Consider the following 22,801-nt stretch of genomic DNA (forward strand, 5'->3'; position numbering starts at 1 on the left):
ATGGATATCAAGTTAAAAGATTTTGAGGGGCCGCTGGACTTGTTGCTCCACCTCGTATCCAAGTATCAGGTGGATATTTACGATGTGCCCATTACCGATGTCATCGAGCAATATCTGGCTTATGTGGCCACCTTGCAGGCCATGCGGCTAGAAGTAACGGGGGAATACATGGTCATGGCCAGCCAGCTCATGCTGATCAAGAGTCGCAAGCTCTTGCCCAAGGTGGTGGATCAGGTGGATTTGGAGGACGATCTGGAGCAGGATTTGCTGAGTCAGATTGAGGAATATCGGAAGTTTAAGTTGCTGGGGCAGAAAATGTCCCTCCAGCATGAGGACCGGGCTCTTTACTACTCCAAGCCCAAGCTGGAACTGGTCTATGAAGATGCTGAACTCTTGCATGATAAGACAGCCGTTGATCTCTTTTTAGCTTTTTCCAAGGTGATGACCAAGAAGCAGGAGGAGTTTTCTAAGAGTCACACAACCATTGTGCGAGATGAGTATAAGATCGAGGACATGATGGAAGTGGTGCGCCAGCGCTGTCGGGCTCACAAACGACTTGCCCTGCAGGATATTTTCGCAGAAACCAAAGACATGAATGAAGTGATTACGCTCTTTTTAGCAACCTTGGAGTTAGTCAAGGTGCAGGAGGTGCAGGTCATTCAGGAAGAAAATTTTGGAAATATTTATTTAGTAGGAAGAAAGAATGAGTAAATTAGCAGAGATTGAAGCCCTGCTTTTTGTGGCGGGGGAAGACGGTCTGAAGGTTCATCAGCTATCAGAAATTCTCTCCTTGCCGCCGACTGGTGTCATCCAGAGTTTGGAAAAATTGGCGGAGAACTATCAAGCAAATCCTGACTCCAGCTTGACCTTGCTGGAAACGTCAAAGACTTATAAGTTGGTCACCAAATCTGAATTTGCTGAGATTTTACGAGAGTATTCGCGGGCACCGATTAACCAGAGCTTATCCCGAGCGGCACTGGAAACCTTGTCAATCATTGCTTACAAGCAACCCATAACAAGGGTGGAGATTGATGATATTCGTGGGGTCAATTCCAGCGGAGCGATTTCGAAGTTATTAGCCTTTGAGCTGATTCGGGAAGATGGCAAGAAGGAAGTCATTGGCCGTCCCAATCTCTATGTGACGACGGATTATTTTTTGGACTATATGGGCATCAATCATTTGGACGAGCTGCCAGTTGTGGACGAATCGGAGCTCATTGCTGAGGAAAGTCAGCTTTTCGGAGAGTGACAAGTTCATCCTATAAGGGACCGTTTTTTGAACGATTCCAAGCTTTGAGGGAGGCACTATTTTCCCTATTTGCCATTTTTCCAGCTATTAAAGTTGTGAAAATGGTCTTTGTATCTTGTGAAAGGACAATATCGATGAGAATCAATAAATACATTGCCCATGCGGGAATTGCCAGCCGGAGAAAGGCTGAGGAGTTGATCAAGCAGGGGCTAGTGACCGTGAATGGTCAGGTGGTGCGTGAGCTAGCAACTACCATCAAGTCGGGTGACCGAGTGGAAGTAGAAGGTCAGCCTATCTACAATGAAGAAAAGGTCTACTACCTGCTTAATAAACCGCGCGGGGTGATTTCCAGTGTGACCGATGACAAGGGGCGTAAGACAGTCGTTGATTTGCTGCCGCAGGTCAAGGAGCGGATTTATCCCGTTGGCCGACTAGACTGGGACACTTCCGGTGCCTTGATTTTGACCAATGATGGTGATTTCACGGATGAAATGATTCACCCGCGAAATGAAATTGACAAGGTCTATGTGGCGCGTGTCAAGGGGGTGGCCAATAAGGAAGTTCTGCGTCCGCTGACTCGCGGTCTGGTCATTGAGGGCAAGAAAACCAAGCCAGCGGTTTATGAGATTCTTAAGGTCGATCCCGTGAAGAATCGCTCAGTGGTTCAGCTGACCATCCACGAAGGGCGCAATCATCAGGTCAAGAAGATGTTTGAAGCGGTGGGGTTGCCAGTGGACAAGCTTTCACGGACTCAGTTTGGACATCTGGATTTAACTGGTCTCAAGCCAGGTGAAGCACGGCGATTGAGTAAAAAGGAAGTTAGCCAGTTGCATAACTTAGCTGTGACCAAGACTAAGAAAAAATGATTAAGAAAATATTGATAGCGCCGGTTCGTTTTTACCAGCGCTTTATTTCCCCTGCCTTTCCGCCTTCCTGTCGTTTTCGGCCGACCTGTTCCAATTACATGATTGAAGCCATTGAAAAACACGGAGCCAAGGGGCTGTTGATGGGCTTGGCCAGAATTGGTCGCTGCCATCCTTGGTCCGAGGAAGGGGATGATCCAGTCCCAGATCATTTTAGTCTTCGGCGAAATGACTCTAAAATAGACATTGAACGGAAATAGCCTTATTTCCGTTTTTTGCTAGAGAATAAAGTCCAGCCTTAGCAATTACTATCAGCTTTTTAATATTTTTGTTATAATATTTTTTATGAGAGTTGTTTCAGGAAAGTACAGGGGCAGGCCCCTCAAGACATTAGATGGCAAGACAACGCGACCTACGACAGATAAGGTCAAGGGCGCAATTTTTAATATGATTGGGCCTTATTTTGATGGCGGTCGGGTGCTGGATCTGTATGCAGGTAGCGGTAGTCTGGGGATTGAGGCGGTGTCTCGCGGCAAGGAGTCGGCTGTTTTAGTTGAAAAAGATCGGCGGGCACAAGCCGTTGTGGCAGAAAATATTGTCATGACCAAGGAAACAACGCGCTTTGAGCTGCTCAAGATGGAGTCAAGTCGGGCGCTGGAGAATTTGACTGGCCAGTTTGATCTGGTTCTGCTGGATCCGCCCTATGCTAAGGAGCAGATTATCTCAGATATTGAGAAAATGGCGGAGCGCAAGCTCTTGAGCGAGGATATTATGGTTGTTTGCGAGACGGACAAGTCGGTTGATTTGCCAGAGGAAATCGCAGACTTGGGTATCTGGAAGCAAAAAATATATGGAATTTCAAAGGTGACGGTCTATGTCAGATAAAATTGGGCTCTTTACAGGGTCATTTGATCCCATTACCAACGGACATGTGGACTTGATTGAGCGTGCCAGTCGGTTGTTTGATCGCTTGTATGTGGGCATCTTCTACAATCCTCACAAAGAAGGATTTTTTAGCATCCATGCGAAAAAAAGGATGGTTCTAGCGGCTTTGGCGCATTTAGAAAACGTGGAAGTCGTCACTTCGCATGATGAATTGGCAGTTGATGTGGCAAAAAGGCTGGGTGTGACTGCTCTTGTCCGAGGTCTACGAAACGGTCAGGACTTAGACTATGAAGCTGGCCTGCATTTTTTTAATAAGGACTTGGCACCTGATTTGGAGATCATATTTCTGCTGAGTCAGCCGACCTACCGATACATCAGTTCTTCAGCGATACGGGAATTGATTACTTTTCAGCAGGATCTTTCTGCCTATGTACCAGCGAGTGTGATTGTGGAGTTAGAGAAAAAAGATGAATAATGACATGACAAATCCGAAAACGATGACAAAGGAAAATAAACATGGTTTAAAAGTAGTTGGTTGTGCTGGAGTAGCCTCAATTATCGTGCTTGTGCTTTTCCTATTCTCTTTCATTGTTCCATTGCCTTACTATATTGAGGTGCCTGGAGGTGCAGAAGATATACGGAAGGTTCTGACTGTGGACGGAAAAGAGGACCAGGCAGCAGGTTCCTATAACTTTGTAACTGTTGGGATCCAGCATGCAACCTTTGCGCATCTGGTCTACGCTTGGTTGACCCCTTTTACGGATATTTATTCAGCTCAGGATATGACGGGCGGCTCAAGTGATGCTGAGTATATGCGCATTAACCAATTTTATATGGAAACGTCGCAGAATATGGCAAAATACCAAGGTCTCAAAGCCGCAGGAAAAGACATTAAGATGAACTATCTGGGTGTGTATGTGCTAAAAGTAGCTCCGAATTCGACCTTTAAAGGAATTTTGAATATTGCGGATACAGTGACGGGAGTCAATGATAAGACCTTTGAAAGCTCGGAAGACTTGGTCAAATATGTCAATTCTCAGGCTCTGGGCGATAGTGTCAAGGTGACCTATGATGAAGATGGAAAAACCAAGACAGCGACGGGTAAAATCATCAAGCTGGAAAATGGCAAAAATGGAATTGGCATTAGTTTGATTGACCGTACGGAAGTCAACAGCAGTGTTCCGATTGAATTTTCGACCGAAGGCATCGGTGGTCCCAGTGCTGGCCTCATGTTTAGCCTAGCCATTTACACTCAGCTGGCCAATCCAGACCTGCGAGACGGCCGCGTGATTGCGGGGACGGGCAGCATTGACAGAGAGGGCAAGGTCGGTGATATTGGTGGGATTGACAAAAAAGTCGTCTCTGCTGCCAAGATTGGAGCGACAATCTTCTTTGCTCCGGATAACCCTGTCAGTGAGGAAGAAAAAAAGGCTAATCCCAAAGCCAAGACTAACTATGAAACGGCGCTTGAAGCAGCCAAGGAAATCAAAACGGATATGAAAATCGTACCGGTTAAAACTCTTCAGGACGCCATTAATTATTTAGAAAAAACCAAAAAATCTTAGTTTCGGCTAAGATTTTTATCTTTTAGAGACGAACGAAGGGTGTTTTTTATTAAATCGTCTGACTTTTTACAGAAAGATCTTTTTCTTCTGAAAAAATATAAATTCCCCTTGTTTTGTGATAAAATAATATGAAGTAAGATAGATGAATGACAAAGGATAGGTATGCGTAAAGAGATTTCACCTGAGTTGTATAATTACAATAAATTCCCCGGCCCAGAATTTAAGCAAATGGGCAGCAAGATAGTTGCAGAAAAATTTGAGTTTGAATTGGTGGAGAATTATAAAGAGGCCTTTGACTTGACGGCCTTTCACCAACGCTTTTCAGAAATTTTGAACAAATTTGACTATATTGTCGGAGACTGGGGCAATGAACAGTTGCGATTGCGCGGTTTTTATCGGGATGAGAAAGCCAAGGAAAATGCAGAGAAAATCAGCCGTTTGCAAGACTATCTGCTAGAGTATTGTAATTATGGCTGCGCCTATTTTGTTTTGGAAAATGCTCAGCCAAGACGGGCCGCCTTTGACAAAAAATCCCACCATAAGAGAAAATCGGATGGCAAAAATCATCCAGAAATTTCTAGGGAACGTGGCTCTAAAAAAACGAAGGATGAGCAGAAAAAACATCGTCCAAAGGCAAACAAGAACAAACAACAGAAACAAGGCAAACAGGCAAAGCAAGCGGCATCTAGCCAATCGCAGCGCCATTTTGTCATTCGTCAGAAATAAAGGAGAGACATGAAACCATCGATTTATAGCTTAACGCGAGAAGAAATGATTGAATGGGCAGAAGCTCAGGGAGAAAAGAAATTCCGAGCAGATCAAATCTGGGAATGGCTCTACCGTAAACGTGTCCAGTCATTTGAAGAAATGACCAACCTATCCAAGGACTTGATTGCTAAGCTCAATGATCAGTTTGTTGTCAATCCGCTTAAACAGCGCATTGTCCAAGAGTCGGCTGACGGTACGGTCAAGTACCTCTTTGAACTACCGGACGGTATGCTGATTGAGACGGTGCTCATGCGCCAGCACTACGGACTTTCTGTCTGTGTGACCACCCAAGTTGGCTGCAATATCGGCTGTACTTTCTGTGCTTCTGGCTTGATTAAAAAGCAACGTGACCTTAATAATGGTGAGATTGTTGCGCAGATTATGTTGGTGCAGAAGTATTTTGACGAGCGTGGTCAGGACGAGCGGGTCAGCCACATCGTCGTTATGGGAATCGGCGAGCCTTTCGATAATTATAAGAATGTCTTGAAGTTTGTCCGGACGGTCAATGATGATAAAGGTTTGGCCATCGGTGCTCGCCATATCACGGTTTCAACTTCAGGGCTGGCTCATAAGATCCGTGACTTTGCCAATGAAGGTGTGCAGGTCAATCTAGCTGTTTCACTGCACGCACCCAACAATGAACTGCGTTCTAGTATCATGAAAATCAACCGTGCCTTTCCGATTGAGAAGCTCTTTGCGGCCATTGAATATTATATCGAAACCACCAACCGCCGGGTGACCTTTGAATACATCATGCTCAATGAAGTCAATGACGGGGTAGAGCAGGCCAAAGAATTGGCAGAATTGCTGAAAAACATCAAGAAATTATCTTATGTCAATCTCATTCCTTACAACCCCGTTAGCGAACACGACCAATACAGCCGCAGTCCCAAAGAGCGCGTGATGGCCTTCTATGACACCCTCAAGAAAAACGGAGTCAACTGTGTGGTACGTCAGGAACATGGTACAGATATTGATGCAGCTTGTGGCCAGCTGCGTTCCAATACTATGAAGCGAGATCGCGAGAAAGCATTGGTAGAAAATGTTCAGCCTTAAAATTATTCTGACTTCAGACGGTGAGCTGACAGCTAAGGGGCGGAAATTGCTGGTAGGAGGGAGCTGGCTTTATTTCTTGATGCTCTGCATTCTGTGCTTTATTCCTCAGGTTCCAGAGCCGGGAATGGAGACGCCAGGTATCCAGTACTTTGGCCGAGTAGTGGTTCTCTTGGTTCCTTTTAATTCCTTTGTCAATATTGGCGAAATTTCTTCTTGGATCCAGCTTGTCAAGGTTTTTGTTCAAAATTTGGCCAATATCTTTCTGCTGTCGCCCTTAATTTTTCAATTGCTTTGGCTCTTTCCGAAATTGCGGAAGACAAAAAAGGTTGTATGGTTGAGCTTTGAGATGAGTCTGTCTATCGAAGTGACTCAGATTTTGCTGGACCTTCTTATTAACGCCAATCGAGTCTTTGAGATTGATGATCTCTGGACCAACACTTTGGGTGGATACTTGGCTTGGCGGGCATTTCAACTTGGTCAGAAAATCTGGAAAAATCGTCAAGACGACGTTTTCAAGGCAGATGAGTGAAGAAAAAGTTCGGATTTAGAATAAAAAATTAAATTTTTTCTTGACAAGAAAAAAGGAAAGGCCTATAATGAAATAAATCATCAGAAAAGTAATAATTTTTTCTACTTTCAGGGAGCCTGTGGTTGGTGGAAACAGGCAGTGGAAGATTATGAAGTGGGCTGATGCAAAAAAATGAATTTGAAACAATAAAAATTCGGTGAGCACACCTTACAGTGCGACTTGTTGTTAGACAAGGCAGAGACATGGAGGCAGTCTATACTTTTCTCCATAATTGAGGTGGCACCGCGATTTTACGCCCTCACACAGAGTTTTTCTGTGTGTGGGTTTTTGTTTTGCTTGAAAATAAAGAAAAGAGGAAATCAAGATGACAGAAACTAAAGGATATTTTGGACAATTCGGCGGCTCCTTTGTACCAGAGCCTATCCAGGCCTTGCTGGATGAATTGGAAGCGACTTTTGAGAAGTACAAGGATGACCCAGAATTTTTAAATGAATACCGACATTATTTGGCGGATTATTCAGGCCGGGAGACTCCGCTCTATTACGCAGAAAGTCTGACCCAGCATCTGGGTGGAGCTAAGATTTATCTGAAGCGGGAAGATCTCAATCATCTGGGCTCCCATAAGCTTAATAATGTTTTGGGACAGATTCTTCTAGCTAAGCGGATGGGCAAGACCCGAGTCATCGCTGAAACTGGAGCTGGTCAGCATGGTGTGGCAACTGCGGCAGCTGCAGCTAAGTTTGGTATGAAGTGCGATGTTTACATGGGTGCAGAGGATGTAGAACGCCAGCGCCTCAATGTCTTCCGCATGGAAATGATGGGAGCGACTGTTCACGCTGTGGAAACGGGAACGAAAACCCTCAAGGATGCAGTGGATGCGGCCTTTGGAGCTTGGATGAGTGATTTGGAAGCCTTCTATGTTTTGGGTTCTGCTGTCGGTCCTCACCCTTATCCGACGATTGTTCATGAGTTCCAAAAGGTGATCAGTGAAGAATCTCGCCGTCAGATTTTGGACAAGGAAGGCCGCTTGCCAAACTATGTCATTGCCTGCGTAGGTGGCGGCTCCAATGCTATCGGCGCCTTCTCTCAGTATGTGGCAGATGAAGAAGTCAAGCTGGTTGGTGTTGAAGCAGCCGGGCGTGGTCTTGATACAGACCAGCACGCAGCTACCATGACCAAGGGAAGTGTCGGAGTAGTGGATGGTATGAAGACTTACGCTGTCTTTGCTGAAGATGGGCAGATAGCGCCGGTTTACTCGATTTCAGCAGGCTTGGACTATCCTGGAGTTGGTCCTGAACATGCTTTCTTTAAAGATTCTGGTCGAGTAGAATACGTGGCAGCGACAGATGATGAAGCTGTGGATGCCTTGCTTCTCTTGACACAAAAGGAAGGAATTTTGCCGGCGATCGAAAGCTCTCACGCTATTGCTGAAGCCATCAAGCGAGCGCCGCAATTGCCATCTGACCAAATTATTATTATCAATGTATCCGGTCGTGGAGACAAGGATGTGGCAGCCATTGCTGACTATCTAGAAAAACGAAAATAAAATACCCAGCAGAAGAGTAGTAATATCTCTCCTTTCAGAGAGTCTGTGGTTGCTGTAAACAGGTAGGAGAAGTTATGAAATGGGCTGCTGGAGTCAAAATTTTGTCCATTAGTTGAACTTTTATTACTTTGTTAGCATGCTTTGCTGTAAACCATTATGCTGACTTGTACTAAAAGGGATCTAAACGACTGTAAATAGGTAAATGAGATGTGGAGCCTAAAAACTCCATAACTGAGGTGGCACCGCGATGATACGCCCTCACAGGATGAACTGTGCGGGCGTTTTTCTGTAGTTTTAGAGCAAGTTCTGACAGCGAACTGGCGCTATCTGTTCTTGTGAAATGTAGTCATGGCTAGCGAATTGCTCCTACCTATACCCTTCTGATTAAATAGAAAGAAAGATTATGCAAAAGATTTTACCAGCTGATATTTTATCGCCGATTCTGGCTTACATGCGGATTCAGGGCGACCACAAGGTGATTTTGGAAAGTATTCCGAGAGATAGCGAGACGGCTCGCTTTTCTATCCTAGCCTATAATCCAGTCTTTGAAGTCCGCTATGAAAATGGCCAGTTAACAAAGAACGGACAAGTAATTGAGGCAGAGCCATTGGACTATCTGCATGAGTTGGCAGTAAAAAAAGATCATCATTCAGACCTGCCTTTTGGCGGTGGAGCCATCGGTTTTGTCGGTTACGATATGATTTCCCTCTATGAGGAGATTGGCCAGATTCCAGCTGATGTGATTGGAACGCCGGATATGCACTTTTTCGTTTATGAGAGTTACATGGTTTTTGACCATAAAAAAGATAAGGTCTATATCGTTGAGGAGGCACTCTACAGTGATAGAAGCGAAGCAGAATTAGCTGCTAGTCTGGAGTGTATCATGGCTGAGCTGGTGCAGCCTGCGGTAGATGAATTTTCACCGCTGGAACTGTCCAGTTTGAACTTCCAGAGCCACATCGAGCAGGCAGCTTTTGAAAAAATGGTGGAAGAAGCGCGCAGCTTGATTCGGCAGGGAGACATGTTCCAATGTGTACTCAGTCAGCGTTTTTCAGTGGAGTATTCTGGTAGACCGCTGGATTACTATCGCAATCTGCGTGTGACCAACCCTTCCAACTATCTCTACTTTTATGACTTCGGGGATTATCAGATTATCGGGGCCAGTCCAGAAAGTCTGGTGTCTGTCAAGCAAGGGCAGGTCACGACCAATCCTATTGCTGGTACTAGACCGCGCGGGCAGGATGAAAGAGAAGATAAAGTCTTGGCGAAGGAGTTGCTGGCTGACGAGAAGGAAGTGGCTGAGCACCGCATGTTAGTTGATTTGGGGCGTAATGATATCGGTAAAATTGCCCAGAATAACAGCGTGGAAGTCACTAAGTACATGGAAGTGGAGTATTTCCGCTATGTCATGCATCTGACCAGCGTGGTCCGTGGTCAGCTTCTGCCCCAACTGACAGCCATGGATGCGCTCAAGTCCACCTTGCCGGCCGGTACCGTCTCGGGCGCGCCTAAGATTCGAGCTATGAAGCGAATTTATGAGTTGGAGCAGGAAAAACGTGGCGTTTATGCGGGGGCTATCGGCTATCTGTCTGCGACAGGGGATATGGATTTTGCCATTGCTATACGCACCATGATTTTGAAAAATGGTAGAGCTTACGTTCAAGCTGGAGCGGGTATTGTTTATGACTCGATTCCTGCTAATGAATACCAAGAAACCATCAATAAGGCCAAATCAATGACCAAGATAGGAGAAATGCAATGATTTTACTAATTGATAATTATGATTCTTTTACTTACAATCTAGCTCAGTATATCGGTAATTTCGCAGACGTTAAGGTCTTGCGAAATGATGATGCAGGCCTTTATCAAGCAGCAGAAGAAGCGGATGCCTTGGTTCTGTCTCCGGGTCCAGGCTGGCCAGCAGATGCAGGACGGATGGAGGAAGTTATCCGTGATTTTACTGGTAAAAAGCCGATATTGGGGATTTGCTTGGGGCACCAAGCCATTGCAGAAGTATTTGGCGGAAAGCTAGGTTTGGCTCCCAAGGTCATGCACGGCAAGCAAAGTATTCTGCGCTTTGAGGGAAAATCTCCAATTTATCAAGGAATAGAGGATGGGCAGCCGGTCATGCGCTATCATTCGATTTTGATTGAGGAGATGCCGGAGGATTTTGAAGTTACGGCTCGAGCGACTGATGACAACTCAATCATGGCTATCCAGCACAAGAGCCTGCCTATTTATGGTTTTCAGTATCATCCAGAAAGTATTGGCACGCCGGATGGCTTGTCGTCCATCAAAAATTTCATCGACTTAGTAAAATAGGGGAAGAATTATGAAAGAAATTATTGCAAAACTAGCAGATTTTAAGGATTTAAGCAGCTCCGAAGTGTCAGATGTGCTAGAACGCATCGTTACTAGAAGAGTAACGGAAACACAAATTGCAGCCTTTTTGCTGGCTCTCAAGATGAAAGGGGAAACAGTAGAGGAACGGACGGCTTTGGCTCAGGCTATGCGAGGCCATACTCCGCAGATCCCTACAAAAATTCGCACAGCCATGGACAATTGTGGAACTGGTGGTGACAGATCATTTAGTTTCAATGTTTCGACCACAGCGGCCTTCGTATTAGCAGGTGGTGGGATCAAGATGGCTAAGCACGGCAATCGATCCATTACCTCTAAATCAGGTTCGGCTGATGTTTTAGAAGCTTTAGGGATTAACCTAAACATGGATACAGCCAGCTTGGGTAAGGTCTTTGATCAGACGGGGATAGTCTTTCTTTTTGCTAAGAACCTTCATCCAGCTATGAAATATATCATGCCAGCTCGTCTCAGTCTAGGTGTTCCCACTATCATGAACCTAACTGGTCCGCTCATCCATCCCATGAGTCTGGAAACCCAGCTTTTGGGCACCAGTCGACCGGATATGCTAGAGAGTACGGCAGAGGTTTTGAAAAACATGGGGCGCAAACGCGCAGTGGTCGTGTCGGGTCCAGATGGCCTGGACGAGGCCGGTCTTCATGGTCGTACCCAGTACGCTTTGCTGGCAGATGGGGAGATCAGCCTGCACAGCTTTCTACCGTCAGACATTGGCATGGAAGAAATTCCTCTTGAAGCAATTCGTGGAGGTAATGCCAAAGAAAATGCAGATATTCTGGTATCTGTCCTGCAAAATCAAGCCAGCCCTTATCTGGAAATGACAGTTCTGAATGCAGGTCTAGGCTTCTTTGCTAATGGGAAAACAGAAAGCATAGAAGATGGAATAGCTTTGGCTCGCCAAGTGATTGCTAGCGGAGCAGCATATGAAAAACTCAAGCAACTACAGGAGTATCAAAAATGAGCAAAGAATTTCTCCCGACCATTCTAAAGCAAAAAGAGCAGGAAGTGGCGGCCATATCTTATGAAGAGCTGCAACCTCTGCGCTCGACCTATTCCCTCTATGAGTATCTCAAAAACCACCCTCAAGAGCTGCAGCTGATTGCTGAGGTCAAAAAAGCCAGCCCCAGTCTGGGAGATATTAATCTCGGTGTGGATATTGTGGAGCAAGCCCGCACTTATGAACGATGCGGTGCAGCTATGATTTCGGTCCTGACAGATGAGATTTTCTTCAAAGGACATCTGGATTACCTGAGAGAGATTTCCAGTCAAGTGACCATTCCAACCCTCAATAAGGACTTTATCATTGATGAGAAGCAGATTGTTCGCGCTCGTAATGCCGGAGCGACAGTTATTCTTCTGATTGTGGCTGCCTTGTCTGAAAAGCGGCTGCAAGAACTCTATGATTTTGCGACGGGTATAGGCTTGGAAGTTTTGGTCGAAACCCATAATCTGGCGGAGCTGGAAATTGCCCATAGAATAGGAGCTCGGATAATTGGTGTCAATAACCGCAATCTAGTCACTTTTGAGACAGATATCAATACAAGTCTTCAGCTATCTGCCCATTTCAAAGATGACAGGGTTTACGTATCAGAGTCCGCTCTTTTCAGCAAGGAAGATGCTGAGCTAGTAGCTCCTTATTTCCATGCGGTTTTAGTCGGAACAGCCCTGATGCAAGCTGAGAATGTGGCAGAAAAGATTAAGGAGCTGAAAATTGACAAAGGTTAAGATTTGCGGCTTATCAACGGCCAGCGCTGTGGAAACGGCATGCCAGGCTGGTGCAGATTACATTGGCTTTGTCTTTGCTGAGAGCCGTCGGAGGGTTAGTTTGGAGCAAGCTCAGAAGCTAGCTGCCTTGGTGCCGCCTGCTGTCCGAAAGGTAGGAGTTTTTGTCTCTCCGAGCTTGGCAGAGCTGCAGGAAGCTATTTCAGAGGCAAATCTCGATTTGGTGCAGATTCATGGCGATTTTAATGAAGAGCTCCTGACTCAGGTTGGCCGACCGGTTATTCGAGCTTATCAGGTCAAGGGTGCGTTAAAAGGAGTCAGCCAACAAGCGGACTACCTGCTCTTTGATGCCCCTCTTGCCGGTAGTGGTCAGACCTTTGACTGGCAAGCTTTTAATAAAGGTCAAATCCACCAGCCCTTCTTTATCGCCGGTGGTTTGAATGCAGGAAATGTCCGAGAAGCGATTCAGCACTTCGCTCCTTACGCAGTTGATGTCTCAAGCGGTGTTGAGACTGACGGCCAGAAGGACTTAGAAAAGATAAAAGAATTTATAGAAAGAGTGAAACATGGCATATAATCAACCCAATCAAGAAGGATTTTACGGTGAGTTTGGTGGGCGCTTTGTTCCTGAAACACTGATGACAGCAGTTTTGGAATTGGAAAAAGCCTACCGTAAGAGTAAAAAAGACCCAGCCTTTCAGGCTGAGCTGGACGAGTTGCTGAAGCAGTATGTAGGGCGGGAGAATCCTCTCTATTTTGCTAAAAATCTGACAGCCTATGCTGGCGGTGCTAAGATTTATCTAAAGCGGGAAGACCTCAACCATACAGGTGCTCATAAAATCAATAATGCCCTAGGCCAGGTCCTATTAGCCAAGCGAATGGGCAAGAAGAAAATTATTGCAGAGACTGGTGCAGGTCAGCATGGAGTGGCTACCGCCACAGCTGCAGCCCTTTTCAACATGGACTGTACTATCTACATGGGAGAAGAAGATGTCAAGCGACAAGCCCTTAATGTCTTTCGGATGGAACTTCTGGGAGCTAAGGTGGAGTCAGTGACCGATGGCTCTCGAGTCCTCAAGGATGCAGTCAACGCTGCCTTGCGAGCTTGGGTGGCACAGGTCGATGATACTCACTATATTATGGGCTCAGCCTTGGGACCCCATCCTTTCCCAGAGATTGTCCGCGACTATCAGAGCGTGATTGGTCGTGAGGCCAAGCGCCAATTTGCTGAGCAAAATGCAGGTTCCTTGCCAGATGCTTTAGTGGCTTGTGTCGGCGGTGGTTCCAATGCTATTGGGCTCTTTTATCCCTTTGTAGACGATAGCACAGTGGCCATGTATGGAACAGAAGCGGCTGGGCGGGGCGTGGATACAGATGAACACGCTGCGACCTTAACCAAGGGCCGACCAGGTGTTTTGCACGGTGCCTTGATGGATGTCTTGCAGGATGAGCAAGGCCAGATTCTGGAAGCTTTCTCTATCTCTGCCGGGCTAGACTATCCGGGCATCGGTCCTGAACATTCTCATTTTAATGCTATCAAACGCGCCACTTATGTGCCAGTCACAGATGAAGAAGCCTTGGAAGCCTTCCAGCTCCTGTCTCGCATTGAAGGAATTATCCCTGCTCTAGAGTCTAGCCACGCTATTGCTTACGCAGTTAAGCTGGCTAAGGAGTTGGGGCCAGATAAATCAATGATTGTCTGCCTATCCGGCCGTGGTGACAAGGATGTCGTTCAGGTAAAGGAACGCTTGGAAAGAGAAGCGGCTCAAAAAGGAGGTGCCCATGACTAAAACACTCACTCAGCATTTAGAAGCCATCAAAAAAGCAGGAAAGGGAATTTTTCTTCCATACATCATGGCTGGTGATCACGAGAAAGGTTTAGCAGGATTAGCAGAAACTATCGCATTTTTGGAAAACTTGGGTGTGTCAGCCATTGAAATCGGCCTGCCATTTTCAGACCCTGTTGCAGATGGGCCAGTTATTGAAGAAGCCGGTCTGAGAAGTCTGGGTCATGATACGTCGGCCAAGTCTTTAATCGCAAACTTGCAGAAGCTGGACACTCAGCTGCCTCTCATCATCATGACCTACTTCAATCCTATCTTCCAGTACGGTCTCAAAGATTTTATCAAGGATTTGGCTAGGACGTCGGTTAAAGGATTGATTATTCCGGATTTGCCCTACGAGCACAGAAATTTCATCTTGCCTTTACTGGAAGATTCAGATCTTGCTCTTATTCCTTTAGTGAGCCTGACGACTGGCTTAGAACGTCAGCAGGAGTTGATTAAGGAGGCAGAAGGTTTTATCTACGCTGTAGCTATCAATGGTGTGACGGGTAAGAGCGGAAGTTACCGCAATGATTTGGACCAGCATTTGAGCAAACTCCATGATATTGCAGAGATTCCAGTGCTGACGGGTTTTGGTGTTTCAACTTTAGAGGATGTTGACCGCTTTAATCAAGTCTCAGACGGAGTCATTGTCGGATCTAAGATTGTCAAAGCTCTTCATGAAAAGGACGCCAGCATAGCATCCTTTATCCAAGAAGCAGCAGCTTATAAGAAATAAGAACCACCACACCAAACATAAGACAGGGTACAAATGCTAGCCTGTCTTTTTTCTTTTTAAAACAATAACAAGCGAGGCCAGAGAAGCTAGCGATTTGGATGAGAATGAAAATTTCTGTCAGGCTGAAAATGGCTGAGCAGGAAGCAAGAAAGAGAAAATCTCCAGCTCCGATGTGAAGATTAAAAAAGAAGGCCAGAAGTCCTAGGGCTAAAAAGAAGAGCATGAGCGGATTGATACCTGCTGTAGCCATCAGCAAGAACTGAAAAATCAGCCAGATTAGGAGAGGGTATTCTTGCTCACGCTGATCGTAGATAGCTAGGGTCAAGCCCATCGTTAGCAGTAAGAGCTGGGCTAGCGAAAGATAGCCTAAGCTCCAGCTTAGAAAAAGTAAACCCAGCACTAACTCAAAAGCAGCATACCAGACAGAAAGACGAATCTTGCAGAAACGACACCGGAAACCATTAAGCAACTGAGACAGGATAGGGACCAAATCCCGTGCTCTGAGTATCTGCTTGCAGTTGTCACAGTGGCTGCTTGGTGAGATGATGGATTGTTCTGGGAAGCGGTCAATAACTAAGCCTAGAAATGAGGCCAAAACCGTTCCGACTAGAAAAAAGTATAGATGAATCATACTTGTTTATTCGTGATTTTGAGTAGAAAAATCTGAAATTTTACAACTTTTCTAATAAAGTAAAATTTTGAGTTTTAATACTTGACTTTCTTAATTAGAAGCATTATAATTAAAACATAATCAATAAAGATTAGAATGATTATAAATAAAAAGAGAGGTATCATTATGACTCAAGTAAAACATGGCGCTGCAGCAGATGTAGCAACTTTCACTAACCAAAATTCTTTACCAAAAACAAAAGCAGTTCTCAACCAAGTAGTTTCAGATCTTTATACAGCTCGTATCGCTCTTCACCAAGTTCACTGGTATATGCGTGGTGCAGGCTTCATGGTATGGCATCCAAAAATGGACGAATACATGGATACAATTGATGAAACCTTGGATGAAGTCAGCGAACGCTTGATTACTTTAGGTGGCAAGCCTTATTCAACTCTGACAGAGTTTATTCAACACAGCAAAATTGAAGAAAAGGCTGGCGAATTCAGCAAGAATGTTGAAGAAAGCTTGGAGCGCGTGATTGAAATTTTCCGTTATCTGACAGATCTTTACCAAGAAGCTCTGGATGTGACAGATGAAGAAGGCGACGATGTAACCAATGATATCTTCGTTGGTGCTAAGGCAGACCTTGAAAAGACGATCTGGATGTTGACAGCTGAGCTTGGCCAAACACCAGGTTTGTAAAATGATGTTTAAAGAGGCTGGGACAAAAGTCCTAGCCTCTCAATTGTCTTTGGATTGTCGAGCAAGACGCAGTGGTTGAGTGGGCTCTACTACGCTGATTTCATCAGCTTTTACAGCCCTACTCAACTGTGCGGAGGTGGGACGACGAAATCGAATTCTAACCAATTACCGATTTCTGTCCCACTCTCTGTTTTTTCTTAAGGATTGTTTAAGCTTCTTCCCTTATACTAAGATTATCAAATGAAGACCTCCTAACTTTGTTTGATAGAACTCCTAAACTTTTCTTTTTCATAATAATCTCCTGAAAAGGCAGCCTTTTTGGCTGTCTTTTCTGTTTTGTCATCTTGAAAACTTTGCTAAAATCTGATAAAATATAGCTCATGAAAACACTCTATGATGTGCAGCAATTTCTTAAAAATTTCGGGATCATTATCTATATGGGCAAGCGTCTTTATGATATTGAGATGATGAAAATTGAGCTGGAGCGGATTTACGATGCTGGCCTGATGGATAAGCTTGATTATCTGGAGGCTGAGGCGGTTCTTCGCAGAGAACATCAAGTAGAGTTGAAGTATTTAGAAGATAAAGGGAGAAACTAGAATGGGAATTTGGACTTTATGGGCAATCTTGCTGGGAATGTTGGCTTGGATGGGCTTCAATTATTTCCGTATTCGTCGTGCAGCTAAGGTAGTAGATAATAGTGAGTTTGAAGGCTTGATTCGTCAAGGGCAATTGATTGACTTGCGTGATCCATCGGATTTCCATCGCAAGCATATCTTGGGGGCGCGCAATATTCCGTCCCAACAGCTCAAGTCTAGTATCAATGCGCTTCGCAAAGACAAACCAGTTCTTCTTTATGAAAATAGCCGTGGGCAACGTGTGACCAATGCGGCAATCTACTTGAAGAAGCAAGGTTTTAACGATATTTATATCCTGTCTTACGGTCTTGATTCTTGGAGCGGTAAGGTAAAGACAAGTTGATTCTTTGTAGAAATATATACAAAGCTAACTACTTATAATTTAATTGGTCTGGTTTTGGGCAATTCTCATCAAAAAGAAACTCAATTAGATTATAAAACAGAAAGAATTCTTAATATCGTCGGTATTGTTATTTCTGTCATCAACTGGATTGCAGGAATTCTTCTGACTATGAATGGATTTGTGTAATAAATAATAAAAAGGCTTGAATAAGCCTTTTTGTTTTACCAAGTTTGTTCCAAATAGCCTCTGATAATCTCGAGTTCGGAAGGATTCAGCGGTCGATAGCTGCCTTCTGCTAGATTGAGATCCAGCTGAAAATCGCCGAAATGAGTGCGTTTGAGATAGGTGACCTTGACACCAACTGCTAGAAACATTTTCTTGACCTGATGAAATTTTCCTTCAGAAATGGTAACTGAGGCGGTGGAGTGCTCGAAGCTAGTCGTGTGAATTTGAAGTTGAGCGGGCTTGCAACGAGTGCCATCCAGAAAAACAATTCCTCGCTGAAAAGTAACTATGGCTTCTTGGTCAAGAGGGCCGTTGACTTCGACATAGTAGGTCTTTGCGATATGGTATTGTGGATGGAGGAGTTGAAATCCCAGTGGTCCATTATCTGTAACCAGGAGCAGGCCACGTGTGTCGCGATCCAAACGGCCGATGGCGTAAAGATGGTCGTTATAATCTTCTGGGGCAATTAGATCTAGGACAGTCATCTTGTCTGCGTCAGAACTGGCAGTGACAGCACCAGCGGGCTTGTTCATCAGAAAATAATGGTGGGCTAGGTGGTTTAAAGGTTTACCAGCTAGGCTAATGGACTGGAGGCCACTATCGACATTTTGACTGAGGGAGCGAGCTGCTTGACCGTCAATTACAATTTGCCTTAGTCGCAGTTTTTGTTTCATCTCTTTCCGGCTAATCTTAGCGAGGGCTAAGAATTTATCAAGGCGCATGCGTTTTCCTTTCAAAGGTTTGGATCGATTCTTTTTCTCCTTTTATCATACTCTTTCGGAAGTAAAATTGCAAAAATAGCTACAGTTTACGATTTGCCTATGAAAACATTTACACTTGGTTAGCCCGTGTTTTTTGGAAAAAACTGTGTTATAATTTTTAGTTGGAAATAAATAATAAGATTTAGAGGAAATCATGACAAAATTAAGAGAAGATATCCGTAACATTGCGATTATCGCCCACGTTGACCATGGGAAAACAACCCTCGTTGACGAATTATTGAAACAGTCTGAAACTCTTGATGCTCGTACAGAGTTGGCAGAGCGTGCTATGGATTCAAACGATATTGAAAAAGAGCGTGGAATTACCATTCTTGCTAAAAATACAGCCGTTGCTTACAACGGAACTCGTATCAATATCATGGACACACCAGGACACGCGGACTTCGGTGGAGAAGTTGAACGTATCATGAAAATGGTTGACGGGGTTGTTTTGGTTGTAGATGCCTACGAAGGAACTATGCCACAAACTCGTTTCGTATTGAAAAAAGCCTTGGAACAAGATCTTGTACCTATCGTTGTGGTTAACAAAATCGATAAACCATCAGCTCGCCCAGCAGAAGTAGTGGACGAAGTATTGGAACTCTTCATTGAGCTTGGTGCAGATGATGACCAGCTTGATTTCCCAGTTGTTTATGCTTCAGCTATCAACGGAACTTCTTCACTTTCTGACGATCCAGCTGATCAAGAAAAAACAATGGCACCAATCTTTGATACCATTATCGACCATATCCCAGCTCCAGTAGATAACTCAGATGAGCCTTTGCAGTTCCAAGTGTCACTTTTGGACTACAATGACTTCGTTGGACGTATCGGTATCGGTCGTGTCTTCCGTGGTACTGTTAAGGTTGGGGACCAAGTTACCCTTTCTAAACTAGATGGTACAACAAAGAACTTCCGTGTTACAAAACTCTTCGGTTTCTTTGGTTTGGAACGTCGTGAAATCCAAGAAGCCAAAGCGGGTGATTTGATTGCCGTTTCCGGTATGGAAGATATCTTTGTCGGTGAAACTATTACTCCGACAGATGCAGTTGAAGCTCTTCCAATCCTACACATCGATGAACCAACACTTCAAATGACCTTCTTGGTCAACAATTCACCATTTGCTGGTAAGGAAGGTAAATGGGTGACTTCTCGTAAGGTGGAAGAACGCTTGCAAGCAGAATTGCAAACAGACGTTTCCCTTCGTGTGGATCCAACGGATTCACCAGATAAATGGACTGTTTCAGGACGTGGAGAATTGCACTTGTCAATCCTGATCGAAACCATGCGTCGTGAGGGATATGAACTTCAAGTATCTCGTCCAGAAGTTATCGTAAAAGAAATCGACGGTGTCAAATGTGAGCCATTTGAACGTGTTCAAATCGATACTCCAGAAGAATACCAAGGTTCAGTTATCCAAAGCCTTTCTGAACGTAAAGGTGAAATGTTGGATATGATTTCAACTGGTAATGGTCAAACTCGTTTGGTCTTCCTCGTTCCAGCGCGTGGTTTGATCGGTTACTCAACTGAGTTCTTGTCAATGACTCGTGGTTACGGTATCATGAACCATACCTTCGACCAATACTTGCCACTCATCCCAGATGAAATTGGTGGTCGTCACCGTGGTGCCCTTGTTTCCATCGATGCTGGTAAGGCAACAACCTACTCAATCATGTCTATAGAAGAACGTGGTACAATCTTTGTCAACCCAGGTACTGAGGTTTACGAAGGAATGATCATCGGTGAAAACTCTCGTGAAAACGACTTGACAGTTAACATTACTAAGGCCAAACAAATGACTAACGTTCGTTCAGCTACTAAGGATCAAACAGCTGTTATCAAGACCCCTCGTATCTTGACCCTTGAAGAGTCACTCGAGTTCTTGAACGACGATGAGTACATGGAAGTAACACCTGAATCTATCCGTTTGCGTAAACAAATCTTGAACAAGCAAGAACGCGAAAAAGCTAATAAAAATAAGAAAAAACAAGCAGCAGAATAAATCATTGAGTTGACTAGTGGTAGAAAGGAGCGGCATGATTTACCTGATTATTGGAATATTAATCCTGCTTTTCTATGTATTTGCCATTCCAACTAGTATAAAGGGGACGTTGAATGTCTTGACATTCGTACTTTTGCTGGTTGCCTTGATCATTTTGCTTGCTTTGGCCATTTTTCAAATTTTTAAATTGCCTGGAGAATTATTTGTGAGTATCTTTTTGATTATTATTACAGTGTGGGCCTTGATGGATATCGAGCGTCTAGTACCATCTCAGAAATCAAAAGAAACTTTAAACTCATAAACTATAAGGAAGGAATTAGGCTTCCAAAGGTCGTGTAGACTTTCGGTAGCCTAATTCCTTTTGTTTATCTAAAGCGAGATTCTTCGATGATGGTTTTGACTGAGTAGAAAGATAATACAGATACCGATGTTTTTTCGTTTAGCGAGAGCCTAATTCTTTTGAATGCTGTTGATAATCAGTGAGTAGGTCAGGTTTGGTAAGGCACTGGTAATTAAATGTTTTGGATAGTTTTTACTTATATAAACATGTTTTCCGAAGATTTCAATAGAATAATATTTCTTCTTATTTATTAAAAGCTGATAACAGTTAAAATAAAAGCCTGATATGACTTTTTTATTTTCGCAAAAAAAGGTAAAATAGAAGGTAGTATGAATGAAGAGGTACATGATGAAGACTATTTCAAAATTTGCCAATAGGAAAGTTTTGGTGTTGGGTTTAGCTAAATCAGGGGAGTCAGCTGCCCGCCTTTTGGATAAGCTTGGAGCGATTGTGACGGTCAATGATGGCAAGCCTTTCGAGGAAAATCCAGCTGCCCAATCTTTGCTAGAAGAAGGAATTAAGGTCATAACTGGTGGTCATCCATTGGAGTTATTGGATGAAGATTTTGAATGGATGGTGAAAAATCCGGGCATTCCTTACAATAATCCTATGGTTATGAGGGCTTTGGAAAAGAAGATTCCTGTTATTACTGAAGTCGAGCTGGCTTATCTGATTTCGGATGCACCGATTATCGGGATTACTGGCTCCAATGGAAAAACCACTACCACAACCATGATTGCAGAAGTGCTAACAGCAGGCGGACAAAATGGTCTCTTGTCAGGGAATATCGGATTTCCAGCTAGTCAAGTTGCCCAAGATGCGGGTGAAACAGACACATTGGTCATGGAACTTTCTTCTTTCCAACTAATGGGAATCGAAACCTTCCATCCAGAAATAGCGGTCATTACAAATCTGATGCCGACGCATCTGGACTATCACGGCTCTTTTGAAGAATATGTGGCAGCCAAGTGGAATATCCAAAAAAATATGACAGCTTCTGACTATGTCGTGTTGAATTTCAATCAAGATTTGGCAAAAGAATTAGCTAAGAAGACGGCTGCCAAAGTGCTTCCTTTTTCAACTAAAGAAAAGGTCGATGGAGCTTACTTGGACGGCGATGTGCTGACTTTCCGTGGGGAAGCCATTATGAAAGCTTCTGAACTAGGCGTGCCTGGTAGCCACAATGTAGAAAATGCTCTAGCAACCATTGCAGTAGCCAAACTTCGCGGGATTGACAATCAAGTTATTAAAGAAACTCTGGCTCATTTTGGTGGTGTCAAGCATCGTCTCCAGTATGTGGGCGAAATCCATCAAGTCAAATTTTACAATGATAGTAAATCAACTAATATTTTAGCGACCCAAAAAGCTTTGTCAGGCTTTGACAATAGTAAGGTCATTCTGATTGCTGGTGGTTTGGATCGTGGCAATGAATTTGATGAATTGGTGCCAGATATCAAGGGCTTGAAAAAATGGTGATTTTAGGAGAATCGGCTGCGCGTGTTAAGCGGGCTGCGGATCAGGCAGAAGTAAGCTATCTGGACGCTTCAGATGTCAGAGATGCTACTCGCAAAGCCTTTTCTGTGGCGGAGTCTGGGGATGTTGTCCTTCTCAGTCCAGCCAATGCTAGCTGGGATATGTATAAGAATTTTGAAGTGCGGGGCGATGAATTCCTTGCCGTGTTTAAAGAATTAAAGGGATAGAATGAAAAAAATAGTATTTACAGGTGGAGGGACAGTTGGCCATGTGACCCTCAATCTTTTGCTGATGCCTAAATTTATCGAAGAGGGCTGGGAAGTCCATTATATCGGTGACCGCCATGGGATTGAGTACAAGGAAATTCAGAAATCAGGTCTACCTGTTGTTTTCCATTCGATTGCAACTGGCAAGCTCCGTCGCTATTTTTCTTGGCAGAATCTTTGGGATGTTTTTAAAGTGGCAGGCGGCATCCTCCAGTCGCTGGGTGTCATGTTAAAAGTCCGTCCCAAAGCCCTATTTTCAAAAGGAGGCTTTGTGTCTGTTCCGCCAGTGATTGCGGCGAAGGTGACAGGCGTTCCAGTCT

The 22,801-nt window shown here is 44.3% G+C and carries 26 protein-coding genes, 2 pseudogenes and 1 other annotated feature; of the genes and pseudogenes, 26 read left to right on the forward strand and 2 right to left on the reverse strand.

Annotated features, from left to right (window positions below):
- The 18 genes from SCRDD08_RS03590 (at position 1) to trpA (ending at position 15,121) form a co-directional block, all read left to right on the forward strand.
- Positions 1-711, forward strand: coding sequence for a segregation/condensation protein A (locus SCRDD08_RS03590; protein WP_061422471.1), 711 nt, complete (start codon positions 1-3; stop codon positions 709-711).
- Positions 704-1,249 carry an SMC-Scp complex subunit ScpB gene (gene scpB / locus SCRDD08_RS03595; protein ID WP_061422472.1) on the forward strand — a complete coding sequence of 182 codons (546 nt, stop codon included), beginning with the start codon at positions 704-706 and terminating at the stop codon, positions 1,247-1,249. Before SCRDD08_RS03590 ends, scpB begins: the two co-directional genes overlap by 8 nt.
- A 134-nt stretch (positions 1,250-1,383) precedes the next feature.
- Positions 1,384-2,115: a pseudouridine synthase gene (locus tag SCRDD08_RS03600; protein ID WP_005592340.1), complete on the forward strand. Its 732-nt coding sequence runs from the start codon at positions 1,384-1,386 to the stop codon at positions 2,113-2,115.
- On the forward strand, positions 2,112-2,372 hold the full coding sequence (gene yidD, locus SCRDD08_RS03605; protein WP_061422473.1) for a membrane protein insertion efficiency factor YidD: 261 nt from the start codon (positions 2,112-2,114) through the stop codon (positions 2,370-2,372). The genes SCRDD08_RS03600 and yidD overlap by 4 nt, the downstream gene beginning before the upstream one ends.
- A gap of 85 nt (positions 2,373-2,457) precedes the next feature.
- A complete protein-coding gene (rsmD, locus tag SCRDD08_RS03610) occupies positions 2,458-2,997 on the forward strand; it encodes a 16S rRNA (guanine(966)-N(2))-methyltransferase RsmD (RefSeq protein WP_061422474.1) in 540 nt (179 codons plus the stop codon).
- On the forward strand, positions 2,987-3,472 hold the full coding sequence (gene coaD / locus SCRDD08_RS03615) for a pantetheine-phosphate adenylyltransferase (RefSeq protein WP_061422475.1): 486 nt from the start codon (positions 2,987-2,989) through the stop codon (positions 3,470-3,472). Before rsmD ends, coaD begins: the two co-directional genes overlap by 11 nt.
- A gap of 22 nt (positions 3,473-3,494) precedes the next feature.
- Positions 3,495-4,562 carry a SepM family pheromone-processing serine protease gene (locus tag SCRDD08_RS03620; RefSeq protein WP_061423258.1) on the forward strand — a complete coding sequence of 356 codons (1,068 nt, stop codon included), beginning with the start codon at positions 3,495-3,497 and terminating at the stop codon, positions 4,560-4,562.
- A 162-nt stretch (positions 4,563-4,724) separates the two neighbouring features.
- Positions 4,725-5,288 (forward strand): YutD family protein, encoded by a 564-nt coding sequence (locus SCRDD08_RS03625; protein ID WP_061422476.1) that lies wholly within the window; start codon positions 4,725-4,727, stop codon positions 5,286-5,288.
- 9 nt (positions 5,289-5,297) lie between these two features.
- Positions 5,298-6,386 (forward strand): dual-specificity RNA methyltransferase RlmN, encoded by a 1,089-nt coding sequence (gene rlmN, locus SCRDD08_RS03630; protein ID WP_061422477.1) that lies wholly within the window; start codon positions 5,298-5,300, stop codon positions 6,384-6,386.
- Positions 6,373-6,915 carry a VanZ family protein gene (locus tag SCRDD08_RS03635; RefSeq protein WP_061422478.1) on the forward strand — a complete coding sequence of 181 codons (543 nt, stop codon included), beginning with the start codon at positions 6,373-6,375 and terminating at the stop codon, positions 6,913-6,915. Before rlmN ends, SCRDD08_RS03635 begins: the two co-directional genes overlap by 14 nt.
- A gap of 72 nt (positions 6,916-6,987) precedes the next feature.
- Positions 6,988-7,218, forward strand: a binding site (T-box leader).
- A gap of 61 nt (positions 7,219-7,279) precedes the next feature.
- A complete protein-coding gene (gene trpB, locus SCRDD08_RS03640; protein ID WP_061422479.1) occupies positions 7,280-8,461 on the forward strand; it encodes a tryptophan synthase subunit beta in 1,182 nt (393 codons plus the stop codon).
- Between the two features lie 403 nt (positions 8,462-8,864).
- Positions 8,865-10,223 (forward strand): anthranilate synthase component I, encoded by a 1,359-nt coding sequence (trpE, locus tag SCRDD08_RS03645; RefSeq protein ID WP_061422480.1) that lies wholly within the window; start codon positions 8,865-8,867, stop codon positions 10,221-10,223.
- Positions 10,220-10,783 (forward strand): aminodeoxychorismate/anthranilate synthase component II, encoded by a 564-nt coding sequence (locus tag SCRDD08_RS03650; RefSeq protein WP_061422481.1) that lies wholly within the window; start codon positions 10,220-10,222, stop codon positions 10,781-10,783. Before trpE ends, SCRDD08_RS03650 begins: the two co-directional genes overlap by 4 nt.
- Before the next feature lie 10 nt (positions 10,784-10,793).
- A complete protein-coding gene (gene trpD, locus SCRDD08_RS03655; protein WP_061422482.1) occupies positions 10,794-11,798 on the forward strand; it encodes an anthranilate phosphoribosyltransferase in 1,005 nt (334 codons plus the stop codon).
- Positions 11,795-12,562, forward strand: coding sequence for an indole-3-glycerol phosphate synthase TrpC (gene trpC / locus SCRDD08_RS03660; protein ID WP_061422483.1), 768 nt, complete (start codon positions 11,795-11,797; stop codon positions 12,560-12,562). The genes trpD and trpC overlap by 4 nt, the downstream gene beginning before the upstream one ends.
- Positions 12,549-13,136 carry a phosphoribosylanthranilate isomerase gene (locus SCRDD08_RS03665; RefSeq protein WP_061422484.1) on the forward strand — a complete coding sequence of 196 codons (588 nt, stop codon included), beginning with the start codon at positions 12,549-12,551 and terminating at the stop codon, positions 13,134-13,136. Before trpC ends, SCRDD08_RS03665 begins: the two co-directional genes overlap by 14 nt.
- A complete protein-coding gene (trpB, locus tag SCRDD08_RS03670) occupies positions 13,126-14,349 on the forward strand; it encodes a tryptophan synthase subunit beta (RefSeq protein WP_061422485.1) in 1,224 nt (407 codons plus the stop codon). Before SCRDD08_RS03665 ends, trpB (SCRDD08_RS03670) begins: the two co-directional genes overlap by 11 nt.
- Positions 14,342-15,121 (forward strand): tryptophan synthase subunit alpha, encoded by a 780-nt coding sequence (gene trpA, locus SCRDD08_RS03675; RefSeq protein ID WP_061422486.1) that lies wholly within the window; start codon positions 14,342-14,344, stop codon positions 15,119-15,121. The genes trpB (SCRDD08_RS03670) and trpA overlap by 8 nt, the downstream gene beginning before the upstream one ends.
- Here the strand turns inward: trpA and SCRDD08_RS03680 are convergent.
- Entirely contained in the window at positions 15,090-15,752 is a 663-nt protein-coding gene (locus SCRDD08_RS03680; protein ID WP_061422487.1) for a prepilin peptidase, read from the reverse strand. The genes trpA and SCRDD08_RS03680 overlap by 32 nt on opposite strands.
- A 165-nt stretch (positions 15,753-15,917) precedes the next feature.
- On the opposite strand from SCRDD08_RS03680, the gene SCRDD08_RS03685 reads away from it, so the two are divergent.
- The 4 genes and pseudogenes from SCRDD08_RS03685 to SCRDD08_RS11830 form a co-directional block, all read left to right on the forward strand.
- Positions 15,918-16,433 (forward strand): Dps family protein, encoded by a 516-nt coding sequence (locus SCRDD08_RS03685; RefSeq protein ID WP_061422488.1) that lies wholly within the window; start codon positions 15,918-15,920, stop codon positions 16,431-16,433.
- 380 nt (positions 16,434-16,813) lie between these two features.
- Positions 16,814-17,032: a YqgQ family protein gene (locus tag SCRDD08_RS03690; RefSeq protein ID WP_005590812.1), complete on the forward strand. Its 219-nt coding sequence runs from the start codon at positions 16,814-16,816 to the stop codon at positions 17,030-17,032.
- 1 nt (position 17,033) lies between these two features.
- Complete coding sequence (locus tag SCRDD08_RS03695) at positions 17,034-17,414, forward strand: rhodanese-like domain-containing protein (RefSeq protein WP_048764043.1); 381 nt, start codon at positions 17,034-17,036, stop codon at positions 17,412-17,414.
- Between the two features lie 39 nt (positions 17,415-17,453).
- Positions 17,454-17,600, forward strand: a pseudogene (locus tag SCRDD08_RS11830) (DUF4190 domain-containing protein); the annotation flags it as partial.
- A 35-nt stretch (positions 17,601-17,635) separates the two neighbouring features.
- Here the strand turns inward: SCRDD08_RS11830 and SCRDD08_RS03700 are convergent.
- On the reverse strand, positions 17,636-18,361 hold the full coding sequence (locus tag SCRDD08_RS03700; protein WP_061422489.1) for a pseudouridine synthase: 726 nt from the start codon (positions 18,359-18,361) through the stop codon (positions 17,636-17,638).
- Between the two features lie 193 nt (positions 18,362-18,554).
- Here SCRDD08_RS03700 and typA point away from each other — a divergent pair, with 193 nt between their 5' ends.
- From typA to SCRDD08_RS03720, 4 genes and pseudogenes are all read left to right on the forward strand, one after another.
- Positions 18,555-20,402 carry a translational GTPase TypA gene (typA, locus tag SCRDD08_RS03705; RefSeq protein WP_061422490.1) on the forward strand — a complete coding sequence of 616 codons (1,848 nt, stop codon included), beginning with the start codon at positions 18,555-18,557 and terminating at the stop codon, positions 20,400-20,402.
- Between the two features lie 34 nt (positions 20,403-20,436).
- Positions 20,437-20,703: a DUF3165 family protein gene (locus tag SCRDD08_RS03710; protein ID WP_045499076.1), complete on the forward strand. Its 267-nt coding sequence runs from the start codon at positions 20,437-20,439 to the stop codon at positions 20,701-20,703.
- A 387-nt stretch (positions 20,704-21,090) separates the two neighbouring features.
- Positions 21,091-22,442, forward strand: a pseudogene (gene murD, locus SCRDD08_RS03715) (UDP-N-acetylmuramoyl-L-alanine--D-glutamate ligase).
- Between the two features lies 1 nt (position 22,443).
- Positions 22,444-22,801: glycosyltransferase (locus tag SCRDD08_RS03720; RefSeq protein ID WP_196756167.1), on the forward strand; the 358-nt coding region annotated here is incomplete at its 3' end.

Source organism: Streptococcus cristatus, assembly GCF_001578775.1.
Classification (GTDB): Bacteria; Bacillota; Bacilli; order Lactobacillales; family Streptococcaceae; genus Streptococcus; species Streptococcus cristatus_A.